A 17,412-nucleotide genomic window follows, 5' to 3' on the forward strand; every position below is an offset into this window, starting at 1 on the left:
CCATCAAGCAGGCGATGGGGGTGCGCTAGGGTCGCGCCGTGACCGCGACCTCAGCCCCACTCCCTGACACCGAGAGAGGGAACCTGCTGCTCGGGCACGTCCTGGCCGCTACCGGGGTCAACCCCAAGAACGTGCTGGCGATCCGCCACACGTTCACCTCCCACGGGCTTACCGGGCCAACGGCCCTGACAACCGAGAGCGTGCTTGAGTACACGCGCCGACAGGTCGTAGGACGGTTCGGGGCGACGCAGCCGCGCCTCTGGCTGACCTTCGTCCACGATGGCGGCGCCCGGTCTCGCTTCATCGGCACGTTCACCAACAACGGCGAAGCGGTGGCCGAGCGGACGGCGGATCACCTGTGCTTCGACTTGGAGCCGTCGGAGTTCCTCGGATCGCTGCGTGACCGACTCGTCGTCGAGTGGAGCGGCATGCGCAGCTGGTTCCGCCGTGGTGAGCTCGCTGCACTCTTCCCCCTCGTGGAGATCGCAGACCCCGCCGAGGTGCCATTCCCTGGCTTCGACGCAGTGCGCATCGACTTCGCTACGCTGCGGAAAGTCGTCGAGGACCGCCGCTACCGCTCCTGGCAGGTCGCCCTCGGGTCGGTTCAGGGCATCTATCTCATCGCCGATTGCCGCTCGGGCAAGACGTACGTCGGCAAGGCCGATGGTTCCGAGCGCATTCTGGGCCGCTGGGCCGCTTACGCCCGCACCGGACACGGCGGCAACATCGGGCTGACGGAGCTCCTCGGCGCCGAGCCTGACCGCAGCCACGACTTCCAGTTCAGCCTGCTGCGTGTCTTTGGTCCCAGCACCCCGACGGCCGAGATCGACGCAGCCGAGGAGCACTACAAGAGGGCACTCTTGACCCGGGAGTTCGGGTACAACCGCAATTAGGCAAGTCGGCGCAACCGGGGCGCCGGCGCGGCAAATCGGGTGGCAGGGCTCAGTAGGTGCTTCTGCGTGGTGTCCGGCGTGGTCACTGGGCCAGCGTGCGGGCGAACCGTGTCTACAGCGATGCGACAGCTGACGCCGAGAATGCTGCCGCTTGCTGCCCCCACAACCGTCGCGTCTCGCATCCGGCTTGGATCGCGGCCTGCTCGACGGCCGCGACGTCGTGCTCAAGCTCATCGACATTGGTCGCGGATACCGTGATCAGCCCGGTGGCTCGCAACACCCCGTGCCCGGCCGCGAGATCGGCTTCCTGGGTCACGACGTCGCCGTACTCCGCGGTCTGGGTGACGTCCTCGACCTGGCCAGCTTTCGCGCGCTGGGCCGCCTCGGTGACGTGGCCAGTCTTCTTGCGGCGCAGGTCCCGCGCCGCAACGTCCGCGCGGACCGGTTCGTAGCGAATCGCGAAGGTCCGCTGCACGCCGCTCGTCAGGAGCAGCGGGGCGAGGAACCCTGGGTATACGGCGCTCTGCGGCCACTGCGAGATCCACAAAGTGCAGTGCCATGCGGCGTCCGACCGCAGGGCACCCCACGTCTCGGTGACAGCGACCGGGCCCGCCGTGCTCACCTCCCGCCCGAGGTCCGGAGTCCGCTCCAGGTACGGCGCGACGGTCGGGTCGTACGCCGTGCGCAGTCGCATCGCGAGACCCGTAGGGCCGAGCGGGGCCGAAGGCGTCAGTTCCGCCGCCCGAAGGGCAGTCGCCAAGGTCTGTGTCTCCTGTCGCAGTACCGCCGCAGCGCCGCGGAGTCCACCGCCAGCGGTCCGGATCGCCCGCCCAGCGGCACGCAGGTCGAGAGTCAGGGAGACCGTCGTCTCGTGCCTTTCCGCCGTCGGCCCGGCACGGTCGATGAGCTCACCGTAGATCCGGGCGGGCAGCGACCCGTCGTCGGCCCCGTTCGCACGCCACCACTCGGTCAGAGATGCCCCGGAGCCGGCAAGCGTGCGCTCGGTGACGGTCAGCGCTGCGATCCGTCCAGACCGGCAGGTGGTCGCGAGCACACGTCCCCATGCTGCAACGCGGCGCGCCTGGTCGGCAGAGTCCAGCATCGTGAACGACGACGCGGTCACCGGCACGGTCACGGTGAGCGTCGCCGCATGCGGGTCGTGCACCAGCGCGGCCCCCGTAACTGTGTCGACGACGAGGCGCAGAGCTGCGGCGCGGCCCGGCAGCGCGAGGGTCCCCGCGGAGCGCGGGCGGTCGATCCGCGCCCGGAACTCGAGTTGCCCTGTCAGTGATCGCCACACCCACGCGAGGCCGATGGGAAGCCAGGCGACGATCGGCTGTCCACCGATCGGCACGAGCGCGATCCCGGCGCACAGAATGGCCAGCGGAAGGACGGCGACGACGGCGTCCCCGCCCAAGTAAATCGCGCCCACCAGAGGCAGCACTCCGATGGCGAGGGCCGTGAGCTGGGCGGCGGTCAGGCCCAGGAGCAGGGTTCGCTTGGAGAGTCGGGAGAACTTCACCGACGTCAGCTGGTTGTCCGACGGCGTGGTGGCGGGCGCGGTCATCGCTTCCCTCCTCGGTCAGGAAGCACAGTAGGCACGTCTCGCCCTGGTGCTGTTGGCGGAGGTCCTGCAGGGGTCGTCCGAGGTTGTCTCGTGCCCGACGAGGTCGTGGGCGTCTGGGCCGCGCCGGTCTGCTGATCGGCCGCTTGCCCGGCGGCGGACCCTGCCTTGGGCCCGGCCGTAGCGGCAGCCTTGGCGACCTGCGCTCCCGCGACAAGGGGGACCGCGACGGCTGCTGCAGGTCCTGCCGCAGCAGCGGCGCCGCCTACGGCGCTGCCGCCCGCAGCGGAACTGCCCGCACCGCTCCCGGCCGCCTTGGCGCCCATTGCCCCCATCTGGCCTGCCGATCCAGCGGCTCCCGACGGTCCATTGCCCCCGGCACCTGACGCCTTTCGACCGCTGGCGTCGCCAGCACCGCCGTCGGGCCCAAGTACCTTCTGTACGCTCCGGGCGCCGAGACCACCAGCCACAGCGGACCCGCCTGTGACGGGAACTGGCCGGTTCAGCGCCGCCTTCGCCTCCTGCTCGATCGACATCGCGTGGTACATGTCGAAGCCCATGAACGCGATCGCTTTATATGTGATGTACGGGGCGAACCCTGCCACGAGCAGCAGTGCGACCCCGGCGAGCTTGTCCGCCAACCCGGCGAGGTCCCCGGAGACGGGCGACGCCGTGAGCGTGGTCGCAAGGAGGAAGACGACGACCAGCACGAGCTTCGAGACGATCAGTGCGACGACGAACTGCGCCCACCGGGCCACCCACCCTCGGGTCGCGTCCCACGACGCCCCGGCTAGCGCGAGCGGAGCGAGCGCGACCGACAGGAGCAGCAGTGCCTTGCGCATGAGCAGGGAGAACCACACGATCAGCGCAGCCCCGGCCGCGAGCCCCGCGAGGAACAACGACAGCAGCGCGCCGGCCATGGGCGCGGCGATCGTGCCCGCCACAGAGAGTGAGCCGGCGACGGCGAGTTCGGCGCCCATGGCCTCCATCGACGTCCCGGCCGCAGTGACCATCGCGAGACAGATCTGATCGGTGATCTCCAGGAGCAGCGCGGTGAGCGTGACGACGACGAAAGATCCGAGCACGCTCTTGGCGAGCCCGCTCAGCGCCCGGGCGAGCGCACCAGGCTCGCGCCGGAGCATGCCGCTGATGAGCTGGAGCAGGAAGAACGCCAGCATGAGGAAGACCGCCACGCCGAACACGAGGTCGTAGACGCGTGTGAACTCCCCGGTGCGCAGGTCGACGAACGTCGTGGACTCCATCAGCGTCCAGACGCTCCGGATCAGGAAGGACGCGACGTCGCCGACGCCGTCGGCGAACTGACTGACGATACCGAGCGCCACGGAGCCCGCTTGGGTGGCGACGCTGTCCGCCGTCTCTTGGCAGACGGTGGAGACGATCGGAGCAGAGCAGATGTCTGTAGGAAGCCCCTCGAGTTGTCCGTTGGGCAGCGTGCTTGTCGGCCAGATGCTCGGTGTATGGCCGCTGATGGCCCAGCTCTGGTAGGCCTGCTGTAGCTGAGCGTGCATCGAAGTTGTCGCTTTCCTCGATCATGCGCGGTTCTTGTCATGTGGCCGGGAGGACTGGTGAGATCCCGAGGTGCTCCTTGGGATTGGCCGGCATAGGTCCTGTCCGATAGGTGTGAGCGGCCCGACGGGACGACGCCCGATGTCCGGGTGCGGCCGGATGCCCTGCGATCAAAGGCTGGGCGGTCCCGTATCTGGGCGTGGGGCACGAGGCGGAGCTGGGGTGACGGGCGGTAGCAATGTCCGAGAGGTTCGGGGCGCCGGGCGACCGGTGTGCGATGCCGGTCGGCCCGGCCTCTCGACGGGCGTGGACGCTTCCTTGACGGCTACGACTATTGCGTCGGTCAGCCGCCGCTCCTCGAGGCGTGCCGAGCACAGTGCCTCGGCGTTGGCGAGGCGTTCGTGGGCGTCCTCGAGCGCATCGGTGATCCGTTGGCACTCCTCCACGACGTGCAGGGCCTGGCCCACCTGCCGGATGCGCGCGATCCGTGAGGCGACGTTGCTCGCCGCGCGCGGTAGCAGGGCCAGTGCCCGGAAGATGCTGCCGCTGGGGCGCGGTTGTGTGCTGCCAGCCCAGAGCCACTTCTTGATCGGCGTCATCCACAGGGCGTCCTGCTCGTCGATCAGATCCCCGATCCGCAAGGTCAAGTAGCTCCTGGCTCGGTTTCCTGTTGCGACGACGATCGTCGGACCGTGGGCAGCGTTGAACCGGTCACGGGTGCCTTCCCACACCCCGACATGGCCGCGTTGAGCCTGCGGGTCTTTCAGGAAGTTGGCATCGAGTCCCGCGGTGCGTGCCTCCAGATCAAGGGTTCGCTCCAGGGCGTCGGCGTTGCTGCGTGCGCTGTACCGCTCGGTGGCCAAGCGCGCGACGGTCCGCATGTGACGCAGAGCCTCTGAAGCTGCCAGGAGGACCTGACCGGTCTCGCGGATCGGGAGGTACAGCACTCGTGACGCAGCGGCCATGTCCACGCTCCGCTTGCTCTTGGAAACCGACAACCGAATCCACGTCGTGTGCTCCTGGACGGACACGCGCACCACCTGGATGCTCGATGCTCCGCGCCGGGCGATCCCGATCGAGGCCACATCCCGGCCGGCCTCCGGCTCCCGCAGCTCGAACTTCTCGCTCCCGGCGATCAGCTGCCATCGCGCGTGGAAGGCGTTCAACGCTTCCTGGGCCGGGGAGTCCAGCGTCCCGGCAACGTCGATCGGGCCAGGTACGCGCGCAGGGTTGTCCGCGTCGACATCGGAGTGGGTGGGTGCGGGGTGGTTCCCGGTCGGCTGGTTCGACATCGCAGTTCTCCCTACGTGGGTCCGGCGGAAGGGGTTCGGGCGAGCGCTAGTGACTGCCGTTCGCACAGGCGCCAGGTCTCGCACCCGGCTTGGATCGCGGCCTGTTCAAGGGCGGCGACATCGTGATCGAGCGCGTCGAGGTCGGGTGCGCGGACGGTGATCAGGCCGGTGGCGCGCAGGACGCCGTGTCCGGCGGCGAGCTCTGCTTCCTGGGTCAGGACGTCGTCGTACTCGACGACCTGGTTGACGCCCTCGATCTGACCGACGCGTGCCCGTTGGGCGGCCTGCGTGATGCAGTCAGTCTTCTTCCGGCGCAGTTGGCGGGCGGCTGGACAAGTACAGCGCTCCAAGTGACACCTTCGATAGATGCCTACACAGATGTCCATGGCTCACACCTGCTGTCCGACGGTCCAGAAGAAGTTCACAGCAGCCACAGCTGCCCCGCAGAGAACGGCCGCACCGAGCGCGACGAGCACGCCCGTCTTGCCACGTCCGGCGAGCTGCGGGTTGGAACTGTTGGCGCCGAACGCCCAGACGATGGCCGAGATGATCACGCCGAGCACGGCGCAGATCAGCCCGACGGTCATCAGCGCGCCGACGATCGTCTGGAGGGCATCGATGCCGGGCAGGCCGTTGGTGTTGGGGTCGATGTCGATCATGGTCGTCCGCCTTTCAGAAGTGGTTGCCGAGCTTGAGGAGCCACCCGCCCCACGCCAGCGCGCCCCCAGTGAGGGCCGCACCGCCGAGGGCGACGAGAACTCCGGTGCGGGCCTTGGCGATGGTCTGCCACGACCCGGACGAGGCGGCGACCGCCCACACGATCGATGAGCCGATCAGTACGGCCACGGCAGTCAGGAGTGCGAAGGTGAGCAGTGCACCGACAACGTCGCCGAACGCCGTGCCTGCAACGGCCGAGAAGTCGGGAGCCACGTTCTTGTTCATCGTTCATCCCCTGTGGTGCAGGCCGCTGGCGCGGCGTCGGTGAGGTTGTCGAGGTGGTGCACTCGGGACCACCGCTCGAAGTCGACTGCAGGGTCGGCGAACCGTCCGGGATGTGTCTCCAAGTGGAGGTGAGGCCCCGTCGCTGCGCCGGTGGAGCCGACGGCGGCGATCTGTTGGCCGGCCGAAACCGGGTCGCCGTCGTGCACGAGCACCGACCCGTCCAGCAGGTGTGCGTACGCCGTCGCGACGGGTTCGCCGTCGATCACGTGGTCCAGGACGACGACGTTCCCGCCACGGGCGCTGTGGGTAACGTCGGCAACGACACCGTCGGCAAGCGCGAGGACGGGTGTCCCCGCCGGGGCTGCGTAGTCGGTACCCGCGTGCAGGAGCTCGGTGCGGTAGACCGGGTGGATGCGGTACCCGTAGCCGGACGTGCGCGTCCAAGTCCCAGCCGGCAGCGGGAACACGATCCGGCTCGTGGGATGGAGCGCCGCGACGGCCGGGCTCGGGCCGGCGGCCGCGGCAGGCTGAGTGAGTGCGTCGAGGATCGCCTCGGCGACGGGCTCGTAGGCGACGTACCGGTCCGGGTAAGCCGAGACCTCCACCGCTTGTGCGGCGGCGCCCCTAGGCAGTGACGCCCAGCCCGGGATGTCCAGGAGCCCGCGCGGCGATCCGTGGTTCGGGCCATCGGCCCCGCCGAAGAAGGCACGCGCCTGGTACTCGGGGTCCATCAGCTCCGCTACGGAGCCCCAGCCGGAGACCGGGCGCATCTGGAACAGCCCGAGGCTGTCGTGGTCGGACCCGACACCGTCGTGGGGGTAGTCCGCGGAATCCGGGTAGACAGTGTTGGCGAGCATCCGTAGCCGGGACTCGGTCAGCGCCGCCATGAGGGCGACGACTATGCCGTCTCGCCCTACGCCCTCGGTGGTGCCGCCGATTCGCACGATCGTGGCAGCGTGGCCGAGCTGTGTGGCGTCCAGCTGGACCGTGGTCCCATCGGCCATGGTCGCGGTGAGGCTCTCCGGTATGTCTGTGACGGAAGGGCCGCACGACGGCGGTCGCGCAATCGCGGTCACAACGGCAACGGCGAGCAGGATCACAGTCGGGCCGAGCAGCAGGACCGGGACGACGAGGAACGGCAGCATCTTGCGCATTGGTCGGCCCTCAGCCCAGAGCCTTGCCCGGAGCGCCCAGGCGCAGGAGCCAGCACTCGTCGTCGGGCGGGCACACGACGAACATCGTGAACGCCACCGGACTACGTGCGACCTCCGGATGGCCAGCGACCTCCCCAGATCGGTGCCGGATACCTTCGACGGTCACCGCGGTCGTCCCAGGAAGCAGGCCGGAGACCTCTCCGGTCGCGACGGCTTGCGTCCACGTGGTGGGCACAAAGGCGTTGGTCGTCTCCAGCTGCTGACGGGTCCGGTACTCCCCCAGCCGCTGCCACCACGAGCCGTCGGGCAGGTAGGCGGGGAGGTCTGCCAGAAGGCCGGGCGTCTCCTGCCCAGTCAGAACGGCCACAGCAAGGATTTCGCTGGTGATCGCCTCGGGCGTGTCGGTTGTGGTGTCCCAGTCAAAGAGCATCGAGGCGGTCCTACGGGCGAAGGCGACCGGGTCCGACGTCGCTGCCTGGCCCGTCGATGTTCTCGTCTCTCCGACGCTCTCTTCGGCGCTATCGGAGGCGGGACTTGTAGGCACTGATGCCACGGTGCTCGGGTCGGTAACGGCCGGACTGATGGTTCTTGAGTTCCCGGGTACGAGGAATAGCACCACCGCGATCAGCACCGCCGCCACGCCGAGGAAAACAAAGCCAAGGGGCATTCGATCGCGCAGGAGGTGCGTGGTCATGGCCGGGCTCCGAGCGGGATGATCTCCGCCAGCCCGCCAACGGTGTGCACTGCATCGTCCTCGTGGTCGGGCTCCGACTCGTCGACGGTCGCAGCGGCCTCGCGCGCCACGCGCATCTGCTCGACCAGCTCGGTCAGCCTCCGCTGGACGGTGCAGAGCGTCTCCCAGTCCTTCGCCAGCAGTTCCGGACCGAGGACCGCGGGGTCGTGCTCGTCCAGGAGCCGCGCAATCCCCTCCCATGCCGTGCCCCAGACGCGCAGCTTGTACAAGGAGATCCGCGTCCCCTCGCGGCGCGGCGCTGCTCCGCACGCCGCACCGGGCTCGGTCTCGTCCGGGGCCGCGTCGTCTGCGCCCACACCTCCGAGATCGCGAATGAGGGCTTGGATCTTCTCCCACTCGGGCGCGACCTGGCCGCCGTCCTCGATCCGGTCGACTGCCTCCGCAGCCAGAGCCTGGACCTCTTCGGGCCAGGTCGGGTCGATGGCGAGATCCATGAGCTTGCCGATCCGCTCCATGGCCTGCCACGACTTCTTCCCCGTCGCCAGCAGCGCCGCCTGGTCGCGCAGGTCGCCCGGCCCGCCCACTTCGCCGGGAACCGCAGGTGCCGTTGACTCAACGGCTCCCACAATGTTCGAATCGCCCGCCTCGTCCGAGCGGGCACTACCGTCCGGAGCCGTGGATACGCCGTCGACTGCGAACCGCGAAGTCTCCTGGCGACGCTGCGCTTCCTGCCGCAGCGCCTCCTTGAACTCGCGGTAGAGGGTCGCCTGCTCGGTACGTGTGTAGGCCTGACGCAGCACATTCTCGTCGTGCTCAGCGAGAAGTCTGGTCGCGCCGTCGGACAGGCCCGAACGGACCCACACACGCACCTTCGTCCACCCGAGCTGCTTGACCACCTCCAGACGCCGCCACCCGCACACCAGCACCCGCCCGGGGGTGATGGTGATCGGCTGGACCAGCCCGAGCTGTTCGATCGATGCCCGTAGCGCGTCGAGGTCGCCGAGCTCCTTGCGGTGCCGGACGCCGACGGTGATCGCGTCGACGGCGACGTCCAGGCCGCCGAGTGGCTCGTCCTCACGCATGGCGCACCGCCGGGACCGGCGCGGTCAGCGCGAGGGCCGACAGGAGGCGGGCGTCGGCGAGAAGGTCGATGGGGCGGGCACCGAGCATCGCCCGCCGCAGGAGGCCGTCGTCTCCGACGTCGCCGAGCAGGATGCGGCACAGGCGTGCCCAACTGCGGTGGTCGACGTCGAGCAGGTGCAACGGGGTCAGGTCCCGGCGCAGCGAGTCATAGGCGGCGCCCGCGTTGCCCGTCTCTCGCAGCCGGTGGCAGACGTACTCGAGCGCGACCCGCGCATCCTCGGGCGGCCACCCGGACCACGAGAGCAGGGTGCGAACTGTGATCATCCCGATCCGGACGTCACGGTCCGAGATCGTCTCGCGGGCCGACGTCTCGACCATCCGCGAACGGGGCGACTCGGCCGCCAGCTCGTCACGTTTCTCGCCCGCGAGGCGGTCGACGACGGCGGGAACTGCATAGTCGGACAGCTCGCTGAAACGTGCGGCGTCGTGGTCGCCGGAGCTCATCAGCCGCCGGGCGTGATCGATCGAGCACAGGAGCCGATCCGCGCGGTCCGCAGCCTGCAGGGTGCGCTGGACCGCGCGGGTGACCACACCCCACGGGTCGTCGGCGTCCAGGGTTGACGGGAGGCGGAGCACGTCGAACGCGGCGGTGACAGCGTCACCGGGGTCCTGTCCGTGGCGGCGCGCCAGGAGCGCGTACTTCAGCTCGCAGAACCGAAGCAGCGCGGGAACCTCGGCGTGCTTGCTCCAGCCGTCGGGACCGGCGGTGAGGATCGCGACGAGGAGGCGCCGCAGCCCCTGGGGGTGGGCGAACGACGGCAGGTCGCGGCCAGCCGTGAAGGTCTGCGCGCTCATGACAGCCCCGGGCCTTCGTGGGCTACGCCCTGGTGGGGCGCAGACGCCGGGGTACCGAGGTTCCGCAGCCGGCGGACCCCGCGGGCCGGGAGCCCGCGAGTCCAGCGGATCAGTCGCGCCTCCAGGTCCACGCCCTGCATAAGCCGTTCGGTGACCTTCGAGTCGTGGTGCAGGTCCGCCGCACGGGTCCAGCGGACTCTGCGCGCGTTCGACGAGTCCGCCGCGGTCGTGTGGTCGTGCCGGGAGGGGTCGCCGTGCACGGCGAAGGGATTAGGCCCGTCGGGGACGGATGCCTTTGCGATCCCCGTGCGAGAGACGGGCGTGTGCTGGTCGTTCATGAGATCACCGCCGTGGGAGGCTCCGGACGGCGTGCGCCGCCCGGGACTGTCGGGTGGGGCGGTCGGCCGCTGGCCGACGGTGCGACACGCGGGTGCGCGTGCCGGAACGCGGAACGGATCGCTGACTCGGCGACCCGAGCGGGGACGCCGACATGCAAGGCGGCGTTGCCGAGAGCTGCGAGGGTCGGTCCCAGATCGTGTCCTGCCTCGACGGCTCGGCACGCCGCCCAGAACAGGCGCCGTTTGCGACCGTCCTCGGGGTGCGCGGCGACCCACGCCGCCAGCCGCTCCGGATCAGAGACGCCCTCGGCGTCCGCGGTGAACGCCGGAGCCTGGCGAGGGCGAGGCGGCTCGAGAAAGGCGCGCAGGTCGGCGCCGTCGACCGGCGTCGACACGCGGCTGGCGATCGCGGCGACCAGGTAGACGCCTGCGGTCCCCTCGTCGTACACGACACGCGACGGCGGGACGACGACGTAGCCGCCGTCCGAGCGGAAGTCGACGTGAGCCCTGGCGCAGGTCCAGCACGCCTGCTCGCGCGTGTTCGGGAAGTAGGCGTGCAGGCCGCCCGACGGCGTGCGGACCGTGAACGCCCAACCGGCCGTCAGCCCTCGCGCCAGGGACGCGTCGAACGAGGGTCGCCCCGAGGCACCCTCATGCAGGTCGACGTCGACGACGTCGAAGCCCGAGGCGCGGCCGGCCGGGATCGCGAGGTTCGCGTCGGGCCACCGCTGCCACATCCGCTCCACTTCGGCCAGATCGGTCGTGGCGTCCTGGAACCCGTGCCGCGTCAGCGGACGCTTGCCGCCCGGCACGCACGGGAAGACGGGCACGCCGGCACGTACCAGCTGCGTGGCGACCTCTGGTGCCGACGACGCGCCGAACGAGGCGACCACCGCGCGGATCCGGCGGTCGAGTTCTGCGGGCTGCGATGCGTCCATGCCCACCACGCTGACACCAAGAATCGGTCAAAACCGCATGCGGGAAACCGCATGCGGAAACAGCGCCGATGGCATTAGGGCAGGTCAGAAGCGCGCCAGAGTTTCCACCGACCGACCGAATCGGGCGTACTCCGGTGGCTGGTTTCGCCGGATCCCCCGTGCATCCGCGGGATCGCTGGGCACAAGCGACCCGAGTCGGCCGCGTGGCACCGTCGGCCACCGGGAGTACGCCGGATCCGCTAAGTTGACCCCCACCAGCACATCGAAAGAGGCCAACGCATGACCACCGCGACGAACCGCCGAGCAGGGAAGGGCAGTTCCATCCGGTGCCTCACGACGTCAACCAGCGGTCGGGATTGAGTCGGTGACCAGGACGGCAACTGAGTTCGCGGACGACAAGGGGCATACCGACTACCCGCTCCTGCACCCACGGTACTCGCCGCAATCGACAGTCCCGTGCGTCGACTTCAGCCCGTGGCTGCGTGAGCAGTTGACTCTGGGCGACAGCGAGGCAGTGATTGCCTGGTACCTCCAGGTGGTCCAGGCTGACCCGCCACTGGTGATCCCTATGGAGCTCGACCTTGAAACAGGTGAGGTGCGGACCGACGATCCTTACCAGGACACGAGCCCGGAGTGGACCTCTGCCGGAATCGCCGCCGCGCGTGAGGTCCTTGATCTTCCGCTCGATGGGCTGATCGGCATTGGCCAGGCGGCCGGGTTAGACCTGCGGATCTCCCTACTGATGCACCTGCCGCATGGACAACGCCTGGGCCCGTCCGCTCTGCTCCATGCACAGCCCGACAGACTTGCTGTGATGATGGCTCCCCACGAGGTGCGGCTCGCTGACGCGTTAGGGACTGTCCACGCGGTGAACAACGTCATCCGCGAACTGGCCCGCGAAGACCAGGAGATCGGAATCGCTCCGATCGTTGCGCCTTTGTCCCTCGAGCAGATCCAGCCTCCCGAACGAGGCCCCACGCCAACATGCGTGGCTGCATTGCCACTTGCAACACGTTCTCACCTGCTCGACTTGTCGATGCGTACCCGCTCCAACCGTCCAGGCACCGAGGAGGCATACGCAACCTACTACGACACGCGACTGCTTGGATGCGACGAGGAGCAAAGCCTGAACGCGATGCTCGACGCCGGAATCGTAAGCGAGGTCGATGATCGCGACGTGATCTGGCAGACGAAAGCAACGTCATTGACTGCCGCCCAGCTACGGGAGCTGCTGGGTGCTGCGGGCATAACACACCCGAAGGGCGGCACGAAGGCCCGCCTGGCCAACCTAGCCTTGCCTATCGCCGAACGTGTGCTGGAAGTCGTCGGTCCGACACGCGTCGTGGAAATGACCTCCGAAGGCCGAGCTGCGGCCGAATGGATCGCCAAGCGCGCTGATGACACCAGATGGATGTGGGCCGCGTGGGCGGCTCTGCGCCAACCTAAAGGCTCGCAGACCGACCAAGACTGATCTACGGGTTCAGAAGCCGAACGCCCTGTCCGCGAGTAGGCGGCACGGCCGGTATCGTCACGCGCGTGATAGGTGTCTTGTATGTCGTGGTGTGCGCCGCCGGAGCCGTCCGTCAGTTGCCGGAGCGGTTCCTCCCACTGATCGCCGAGCGCGGCTGGGACGTGCACGTTCTGGCGACGGAGCGCGCCGTATCGGTGTTCCCCGAGGCAGTCAAAGAGATCGCCGACCTCACAGGCCGTCCCGTCCGCACCGACTTCCACACCACAGTCGGGTACTCGCTACCGGATCCTGACGCAGTGATCGTCGCGCCGGCGACGTACAACACGGTGACGAAGTGGGCGCTGGGTCTGGCCGACTCCTACGTCCTGACGCGGTTGGCTGAGCAGACCGGCCGAGGTGTGCCGATCGCCGTCGGCCCTTACATCAACGTCGCCTTCGCGAAGCACCCGACCTACGAGAGCTCGCTGGAGACGCTGCGCCGCTGGGGCGTCCGAGTCGTGATCGGGCCGGACGAGCCGCACCAATCGGGAGTCGGCGCGGCCGAGATTTTCCCGTGGGCCAGCCTGCTCGACGCCGTCGAGACCGGCGGCAGCTGACCGTCCCGACTGTGGGCCAGATTCCGGTTGCTCAGCTGGCGTTCATCCAGGCGCTGAACCGAGCCAATGGCTCGTTCGCGTGCCGGTGGGCGCGTACGAGCATTCGCGTCACCTCGCGAGTCGTCGGATGGTGCCGCGTCTGCTGAGGCGCGAGATCCCGGGCCCGTTGCAGGCACGCCAGGGAGGCGTCGTATCGCGCCTGCCACAGGTAGGCGCGCGCGAGGTCCATGAAGTGGTGCGCGGCACGGGTGGGCGCGAAACCGGCTGGGATGTGCAGCCCCTCTGCAAGCGTGAGTGCGCGTGGGCCGTCGCCGAGCTCGATCGCGCCGGCAACATCATGGAAGTTCGTGTTGGTCGGCCCGAACGCAAGGTTGCGCCATAGGTGGTCGGTGTCTTGTGGAAGTCGCCTGGCGATGCCGCTCGCTTCGGCGATGTGCTCGGCGGCGAGGCTCGCATCCCCGGCTCGGGCGGCAAGGATCGTTGAACGCAGGTGGAGCGATCCGGTCATCCGCAGTGCCGCGTCCTCTGCGAGGTCGGGTTCGAGTGCGGCCCGGGCTCGTTCGGTCAGGCGCAGCCCGACGTCGTACGTGCCGTACCGGAGCATCGACGACGTCCGGGTGTGGGCAGCCAGCGCGGAGACCAGCGGACTGCCCCAACGGTCGCCGATCCACGAGATCCGGTCAGCGGTGATCGTGGCCAGATCGTCGTAGCCGGTGGCGTGCAGGATCGAGAGCGTCGGGTGCAGGACCGTCGTCGCCGCGTCGAACAACCTCGCGCGCTCGCTCGGTGCGTCGGTGGCATGCAGGGCCGCGGTGATCTCCAGCAGTACGGCCGGGATCCGGGTCAGCGCCTGCACGTTCCGGTCGGCCTGCCGCAGGTGCGCGATGGCGACGGCGTCGACCATCAACTGTTCAGCGGGCCGCGGCGCGGCCTCCAGCTCGGGCGGCAGGTCCCAGTAGTTCAGCATGCTGCGCACCACCGGGATCAGCTCGTGGATCCGGTCGCGCTGAGGTCCCTCGCGGTCATAGGGCTGACCGTTCAGCACGGTGACGTCGACACCGAGCGGCTTGGCGACTGCCGCGACCAGAACAGGGGTCGCGTCCCGGGATCCCTGCTCGATCTTGCGCAACAGGGACAGCGAGACCGCCGCCTTCTGCGCGAGCGCCAGCTGCGTCAGTCCCCGCTGCTTGCGGTAGAACGCGATCCGCCGACCGATCGAGTCCTCGTCGTCCATGTCTGCCGTCCTCATCGGGTGCCTTGCTCTACGAGTCTTGGCCAGCCTGCGCCGCACGAGTGACACGGTTCGGTGTCACCAGTCGCCGTGCGCCCCACGCATTGATTTCCTCGCAGGCTAACGCGCCACCGCATCACCAAGACAGCCCCAAGCGCCGGTGTCACAGGACTGTGTCACTCCGTTTCCCGCCGCAGGCCGACTGTGGAAGCACAGGACCTCCGCGGTTGGCGGTCGTCCCACGAACCACGGCACGAGGGGAAGACCGATGGAAACGATCCACGACACCACTCTGCGACCCGGCGACCGGAGGACGCCGCCGCCGACCCTGTCCACGACCGACTTCGGATCGGGGCCGCGTCTGGTGGCGCTCGACATCGACGGGACCCTGTTGCGGACCGGGCAGCCGCCTTCGGCGCAGGTTATCGCCGCGGTCCGTGGCGTCGTCGACGCCGGGCACAACGTCGTCCTCGCGACGGGGAGGTCGCTGGCTGGCGCACTGCCTGTGGTCAAGCGGCTTGGCCTACGGGCCGGCTGGGTCGTGTGCAGCAACGGTGCAGTCGTCGCCCGCGTGACACACCGGCGCGGGCTGACCGTCGAGCAGACGCTCACGTTCGATCCGGTGCTCGTCCTGCAGCGGGCGATGGCCACGTTCCCGGACGTGTACCTGGCGGTCGAGGACGTCGGCCGCGGCTGGAACGTCAACGTCAGGTTCCCCGACGGACTGCTCAACGGACGCCAGCACGTCGTTCGCCGCGAGCGCGACCTGTGGGAGGCCCCCGTCGTCCGCGCCGCACTGCACGCGACCGACATTGGCCCGCTCGCCACAGACCTCGGGTGGCTCGCCGTCACCGCGACGCCTGCAGGACCGCACTGGGTAGACGTAACGCCCGTCGGGATCTCGAAGGCCACTTCGCTCGAGAAGATCCGCTTAGCCCTCGGACTGGCCCGCGGCGCGACGTGGGCGGTAGGCGACGGCGCCAACGATGCCGACATGCTCCGCTGGGCGGGAACAGGCATAGCGATGGGGCATGCCGGCGACGATCTCAAGGCTCTCGCCGACGACGTCACCGGCACGATCGAGGACGACGGCGTCGTGCCGATCCTGCGACAGGTCGTGGCCTGGTGATCGCGACCACGGGGATCGCGGAGTTGGCCCGCGAGGTGGAGCGGGCGTTGGTAGTTCTCCCGCGACGCGTGACCGTCGTGGTCCACGTCAAGCAGGACGACGGCGGGCCGACACTCTCGGCGTGCGACGTATGGGTCGTCCGCGACGGTCGTAGTCCCATCTGGTCTCGCCACCGAGAACTTCCGGCAGGGATCGGGCTCACCATGCGACAGGTCGAGCACGCGGTGCTCGCGGCGGGGCACGACTTCGCCCGCACCGATCTGGGACTGCGTGGGGCCTGGAGGAAGGCACGTGCGAACACGTACCTCCTGCGTCTCCGCCGGTCCTGACAGCTGGGACAGATTCGCCACATCCCGGGGCGGTCGGTTCGAGGTGACACATCTTGTGTCACAGGTGCCTGACGACGAGCATCCGATCCTGTGGCCGAATGTTCTTCCGGCGTAGTCTGTGAACTCCCCCGAACTGCGAGCGCTGGGACTCTGATGGACGACGAGCTGATCGGCAAGCGAATCGCGACCCGCCGCAAGGACCGCGGAATGACCCAGGTGGCGCTCGCCCAGGCGGCGTCGGTCAGCCTGTCGCTGCTCCGCAAGGTCGAGCAGGGCAACCGGGACTGTTCCCAGGTCACGCTGGCGACGGTTGCCCGCGCTCTCGGAGTTGACGTCGGCGCACTCTCCGGACAGCCGTACGACACGGAGGAGCCGCGACGAGACCGCGTCCATGGGCGGATCCCGGCCCTGCGACGCGCGCTCAACACTTGGGATCTTCCGCTCGACCTGGAGCACCGCCCGCGGCCGATGAGCGCCCTGGAAGCGGACGCGAAAGAGGTCGTGCGCGAACTCCAGCGCGGTCGCAACCGACAGCTCGCCGAGATCCTTCCTCCGCTACTGAGCGAAGCGTTCGCCATGGTCCATGCGACGGACGACGAACGGGAGCGCGAGTCGCTCGGCAACGTCCTCCTTGCTTACGCGCACGCCGCCCATACCGTCGCCCATCAGACGGGTTACGAGGACCTCGCGGCGCAGGTCGAGGATCGTATCCAGTGGATCGCGTCGCTCACGTCCGACCCCGCAGCCAAGGGTTTCGCTGCTTGGATGCGCACGACGTCGATCATGCGCGACGCTCTCTATGAGCCCGGACTGCGCCTGTTGGACACGGTCCGCTCCGACATCGAGCCGACCGGGCGGGACGACGATGCCGCTCTGCTGACGACTGGCTCGCTGCACCTGCGCTCGTCGCTCCTCGCGGGACGAGCGGGCAATCTCGCTCTCGCGATGGATCACGTCGAGGAGGCACGTCAGATTTCGGTCCGGCTTCCCGCCGACACCGACAACGACTGGCAGCACATGGCCTTCGGACCCTCGAACGTCGCGATCTACCGGGTCGCCTCTGCCGTCGAGGCCGGGGACGGTCCGCGGGCGCTCGCGCTGGCCGACGAGACGCGTCTGCCGGACCACATGATGACCCGCTTGCCCACGCGAGTTGCGCACCATCACACGGACCTCGCTCGTGCGTACTTCTGGCAGGGCAAGCACGACAAGTCGCTAAAGAGCCTCATGGTGGCGAAGAAGGCCGCGCCTCAGCAGACCCGGCACCACCCCGCCACGCGCGAGGTCGCCGGCCTCCTGGTCCGCGCGCACCGCCGGTCGAACGAGCCGCTCGCGCGATTCCGCGCCTGGCTTGGCCCCGATCCCGAATGGTGACC

General features: G+C 69.0%; 19 protein-coding genes. 6 read left to right on the forward strand and 13 right to left on the reverse strand.

What is annotated here, in order from left to right:
• Positions 1-131: 131 nt before the first annotated feature.
• Positions 132-893 (forward strand): GIY-YIG nuclease family protein, encoded by a 762-nt coding sequence (locus ACFS27_RS22640; protein WP_377187845.1) that lies wholly within the window; start codon positions 132-134, stop codon positions 891-893.
• A gap of 112 nt (positions 894-1,005) precedes the next feature.
• On the opposite strand, the gene ACFS27_RS22645 is transcribed toward ACFS27_RS22640, so the two are convergent.
• The 12 genes from ACFS27_RS22645 to ACFS27_RS22700 all read right to left on the reverse strand — a co-directional run bounded on the left by ACFS27_RS22645 (position 1,006) and on the right by ACFS27_RS22700 (position 11,280).
• Positions 1,006-2,460, reverse strand: a complete 1,455-nt coding sequence (locus ACFS27_RS22645; RefSeq protein WP_377187848.1) for an SCO6880 family protein — start codon at positions 2,458-2,460, stop codon at positions 1,006-1,008.
• Complete coding sequence (locus ACFS27_RS22650; RefSeq protein ID WP_377187851.1) at positions 2,457-3,800, reverse strand: conjugal transfer protein TrbL; 1,344 nt, start codon at positions 3,798-3,800, stop codon at positions 2,457-2,459. The genes ACFS27_RS22645 and ACFS27_RS22650 overlap by 4 nt, the downstream gene beginning before the upstream one ends.
• A 354-nt stretch (positions 3,801-4,154) precedes the next feature.
• Positions 4,155-5,276: a hypothetical protein gene (locus ACFS27_RS22655; RefSeq protein WP_377187854.1), complete on the reverse strand. Its 1,122-nt coding sequence runs from the start codon at positions 5,274-5,276 to the stop codon at positions 4,155-4,157.
• Positions 5,277-5,287: 11 nt separating this feature from the next.
• Positions 5,288-5,626, reverse strand: a complete 339-nt coding sequence (locus ACFS27_RS22660; RefSeq protein ID WP_377187857.1) for an SCO6880 family protein — start codon at positions 5,624-5,626, stop codon at positions 5,288-5,290.
• 39 nt (positions 5,627-5,665) lie between these two features.
• Positions 5,666-5,935, reverse strand: coding sequence for a DUF6112 family protein (locus ACFS27_RS22665; RefSeq protein ID WP_377187860.1), 270 nt, complete (start codon positions 5,933-5,935; stop codon positions 5,666-5,668).
• A 13-nt stretch (positions 5,936-5,948) separates the two neighbouring features.
• Positions 5,949-6,218, reverse strand: coding sequence for a DUF6112 family protein (locus ACFS27_RS22670; RefSeq protein ID WP_377187863.1), 270 nt, complete (start codon positions 6,216-6,218; stop codon positions 5,949-5,951).
• The gene (locus tag ACFS27_RS22675) at positions 6,215-7,372 is read right to left on the reverse strand and encodes a M23 family metallopeptidase (protein WP_377187865.1); all 1,158 of its coding nucleotides are present in this window, start codon (positions 7,370-7,372) and stop codon (positions 6,215-6,217) included. The genes ACFS27_RS22670 and ACFS27_RS22675 overlap by 4 nt, the downstream gene beginning before the upstream one ends.
• Before the next feature lie 10 nt (positions 7,373-7,382).
• Positions 7,383-7,802: a hypothetical protein gene (locus tag ACFS27_RS22680; RefSeq protein WP_377187868.1), complete on the reverse strand. Its 420-nt coding sequence runs from the start codon at positions 7,800-7,802 to the stop codon at positions 7,383-7,385.
• Between the two features lie 260 nt (positions 7,803-8,062).
• On the reverse strand, positions 8,063-9,148 hold the full coding sequence (locus ACFS27_RS22685; RefSeq protein ID WP_377187871.1) for a ParB N-terminal domain-containing protein: 1,086 nt from the start codon (positions 9,146-9,148) through the stop codon (positions 8,063-8,065).
• Entirely contained in the window at positions 9,141-10,004 is an 864-nt protein-coding gene (locus ACFS27_RS22690) for a hypothetical protein (protein ID WP_377187874.1), read from the reverse strand. Before ACFS27_RS22690 ends, ACFS27_RS22685 begins: the two co-directional genes overlap by 8 nt.
• On the reverse strand, positions 10,001-10,342 hold the full coding sequence (locus tag ACFS27_RS22695; protein ID WP_377187877.1) for a hypothetical protein: 342 nt from the start codon (positions 10,340-10,342) through the stop codon (positions 10,001-10,003). The genes ACFS27_RS22690 and ACFS27_RS22695 overlap by 4 nt, the downstream gene beginning before the upstream one ends.
• On the reverse strand, positions 10,339-11,280 hold the full coding sequence (locus tag ACFS27_RS22700; protein WP_377187880.1) for a bifunctional DNA primase/polymerase: 942 nt from the start codon (positions 11,278-11,280) through the stop codon (positions 10,339-10,341). The genes ACFS27_RS22695 and ACFS27_RS22700 overlap by 4 nt, the downstream gene beginning before the upstream one ends.
• 364 nt (positions 11,281-11,644) lie before the next feature.
• Here ACFS27_RS22700 and ACFS27_RS22705 point away from each other — a divergent pair, with 364 nt between their 5' ends.
• Both ACFS27_RS22705 and ACFS27_RS22710 read left to right on the forward strand, forming a co-directional pair.
• On the forward strand, positions 11,645-12,751 hold the full coding sequence (locus ACFS27_RS22705; RefSeq protein ID WP_377187882.1) for a hypothetical protein: 1,107 nt from the start codon (positions 11,645-11,647) through the stop codon (positions 12,749-12,751).
• A gap of 65 nt (positions 12,752-12,816) precedes the next feature.
• Positions 12,817-13,347, forward strand: a complete 531-nt coding sequence (locus ACFS27_RS22710; protein WP_377187885.1) for a flavoprotein — start codon at positions 12,817-12,819, stop codon at positions 13,345-13,347.
• Positions 13,348-13,378: 31 nt separating this feature from the next.
• Here ACFS27_RS22710 and ACFS27_RS22715 read toward each other — a convergent pair whose 3' ends face one another.
• Entirely contained in the window at positions 13,379-14,581 is a 1,203-nt protein-coding gene (locus ACFS27_RS22715) for a helix-turn-helix domain-containing protein (protein ID WP_377187888.1), read from the reverse strand.
• Between the two features lie 265 nt (positions 14,582-14,846).
• On the opposite strand from ACFS27_RS22715, the gene ACFS27_RS22720 reads away from it, so the two are divergent.
• From ACFS27_RS22720 to ACFS27_RS22730, 3 genes are all read left to right on the forward strand, one after another.
• Complete coding sequence (locus ACFS27_RS22720) at positions 14,847-15,707, forward strand: HAD family hydrolase (RefSeq protein WP_377187891.1); 861 nt, start codon at positions 14,847-14,849, stop codon at positions 15,705-15,707.
• On the forward strand, positions 15,704-16,036 hold the full coding sequence (locus ACFS27_RS22725) for a hypothetical protein (RefSeq protein ID WP_377187894.1): 333 nt from the start codon (positions 15,704-15,706) through the stop codon (positions 16,034-16,036). The genes ACFS27_RS22720 and ACFS27_RS22725 overlap by 4 nt, the downstream gene beginning before the upstream one ends.
• A gap of 153 nt (positions 16,037-16,189) precedes the next feature.
• Positions 16,190-17,410, forward strand: coding sequence for a helix-turn-helix domain-containing protein (locus ACFS27_RS22730; RefSeq protein WP_377187897.1), 1,221 nt, complete (start codon positions 16,190-16,192; stop codon positions 17,408-17,410).
• Positions 17,411-17,412: the final 2 nt, after the last annotated feature.

The sequence above is a fragment of the Promicromonospora vindobonensis genome, assembly GCF_042685865.1.
Taxonomy (GTDB): domain Bacteria; phylum Actinomycetota; class Actinomycetes; order Actinomycetales; family Cellulomonadaceae; genus Promicromonospora; species Promicromonospora vindobonensis.

Bases quoted from the DNA above. Each gene is read 5' to 3' on its own strand.
- ACFS27_RS22645 (WP_377187848.1), bottom strand. From the start codon at position 2,460: ATGACCGCGCCCGCCACCACGCCGTCGGACAACCAGCTGACGTCGGTG.
- ACFS27_RS22680 (WP_377187868.1), bottom strand. From the start codon at position 7,802: ATGCTCTTTGACTGGGACACCACAACCGACACGCCCGAGGCGATCACC.
- ACFS27_RS22715 (WP_377187888.1), bottom strand. From the start codon at position 14,581: ATGGACGACGAGGACTCGATCGGTCGGCGGATCGCGTTCTACCGCAAG.
- ACFS27_RS22670 (WP_377187863.1), bottom strand. From the start codon at position 6,218: ATGAACAAGAACGTGGCTCCCGACTTCTCGGCCGTTGCAGGCACGGCG.
- ACFS27_RS22655 (WP_377187854.1), bottom strand. From the start codon at position 5,276: ATGTCGAACCAGCCGACCGGGAACCACCCCGCACCCACCCACTCCGAT.
- ACFS27_RS22720 (WP_377187891.1), top strand. From the start codon at position 14,847: ATGGAAACGATCCACGACACCACTCTGCGACCCGGCGACCGGAGGACG.
- ACFS27_RS22700 (WP_377187880.1), bottom strand. From the start codon at position 11,280: ATGGACGCATCGCAGCCCGCAGAACTCGACCGCCGGATCCGCGCGGTG.
- ACFS27_RS22685 (WP_377187871.1), bottom strand. From the start codon at position 9,148: ATGCGTGAGGACGAGCCACTCGGCGGCCTGGACGTCGCCGTCGACGCG.
- ACFS27_RS22665 (WP_377187860.1), bottom strand. From the start codon at position 5,935: ATGATCGACATCGACCCCAACACCAACGGCCTGCCCGGCATCGATGCC.
- ACFS27_RS22675 (WP_377187865.1), bottom strand. From the start codon at position 7,372: ATGCGCAAGATGCTGCCGTTCCTCGTCGTCCCGGTCCTGCTGCTCGGC.
- ACFS27_RS22730 (WP_377187897.1), top strand. From the start codon at position 16,190: ATGGACGACGAGCTGATCGGCAAGCGAATCGCGACCCGCCGCAAGGAC.
- ACFS27_RS22690 (WP_377187874.1), bottom strand. From the start codon at position 10,004: ATGAGCGCGCAGACCTTCACGGCTGGCCGCGACCTGCCGTCGTTCGCC.
- ACFS27_RS22695 (WP_377187877.1), bottom strand. From the start codon at position 10,342: ATGAACGACCAGCACACGCCCGTCTCTCGCACGGGGATCGCAAAGGCA.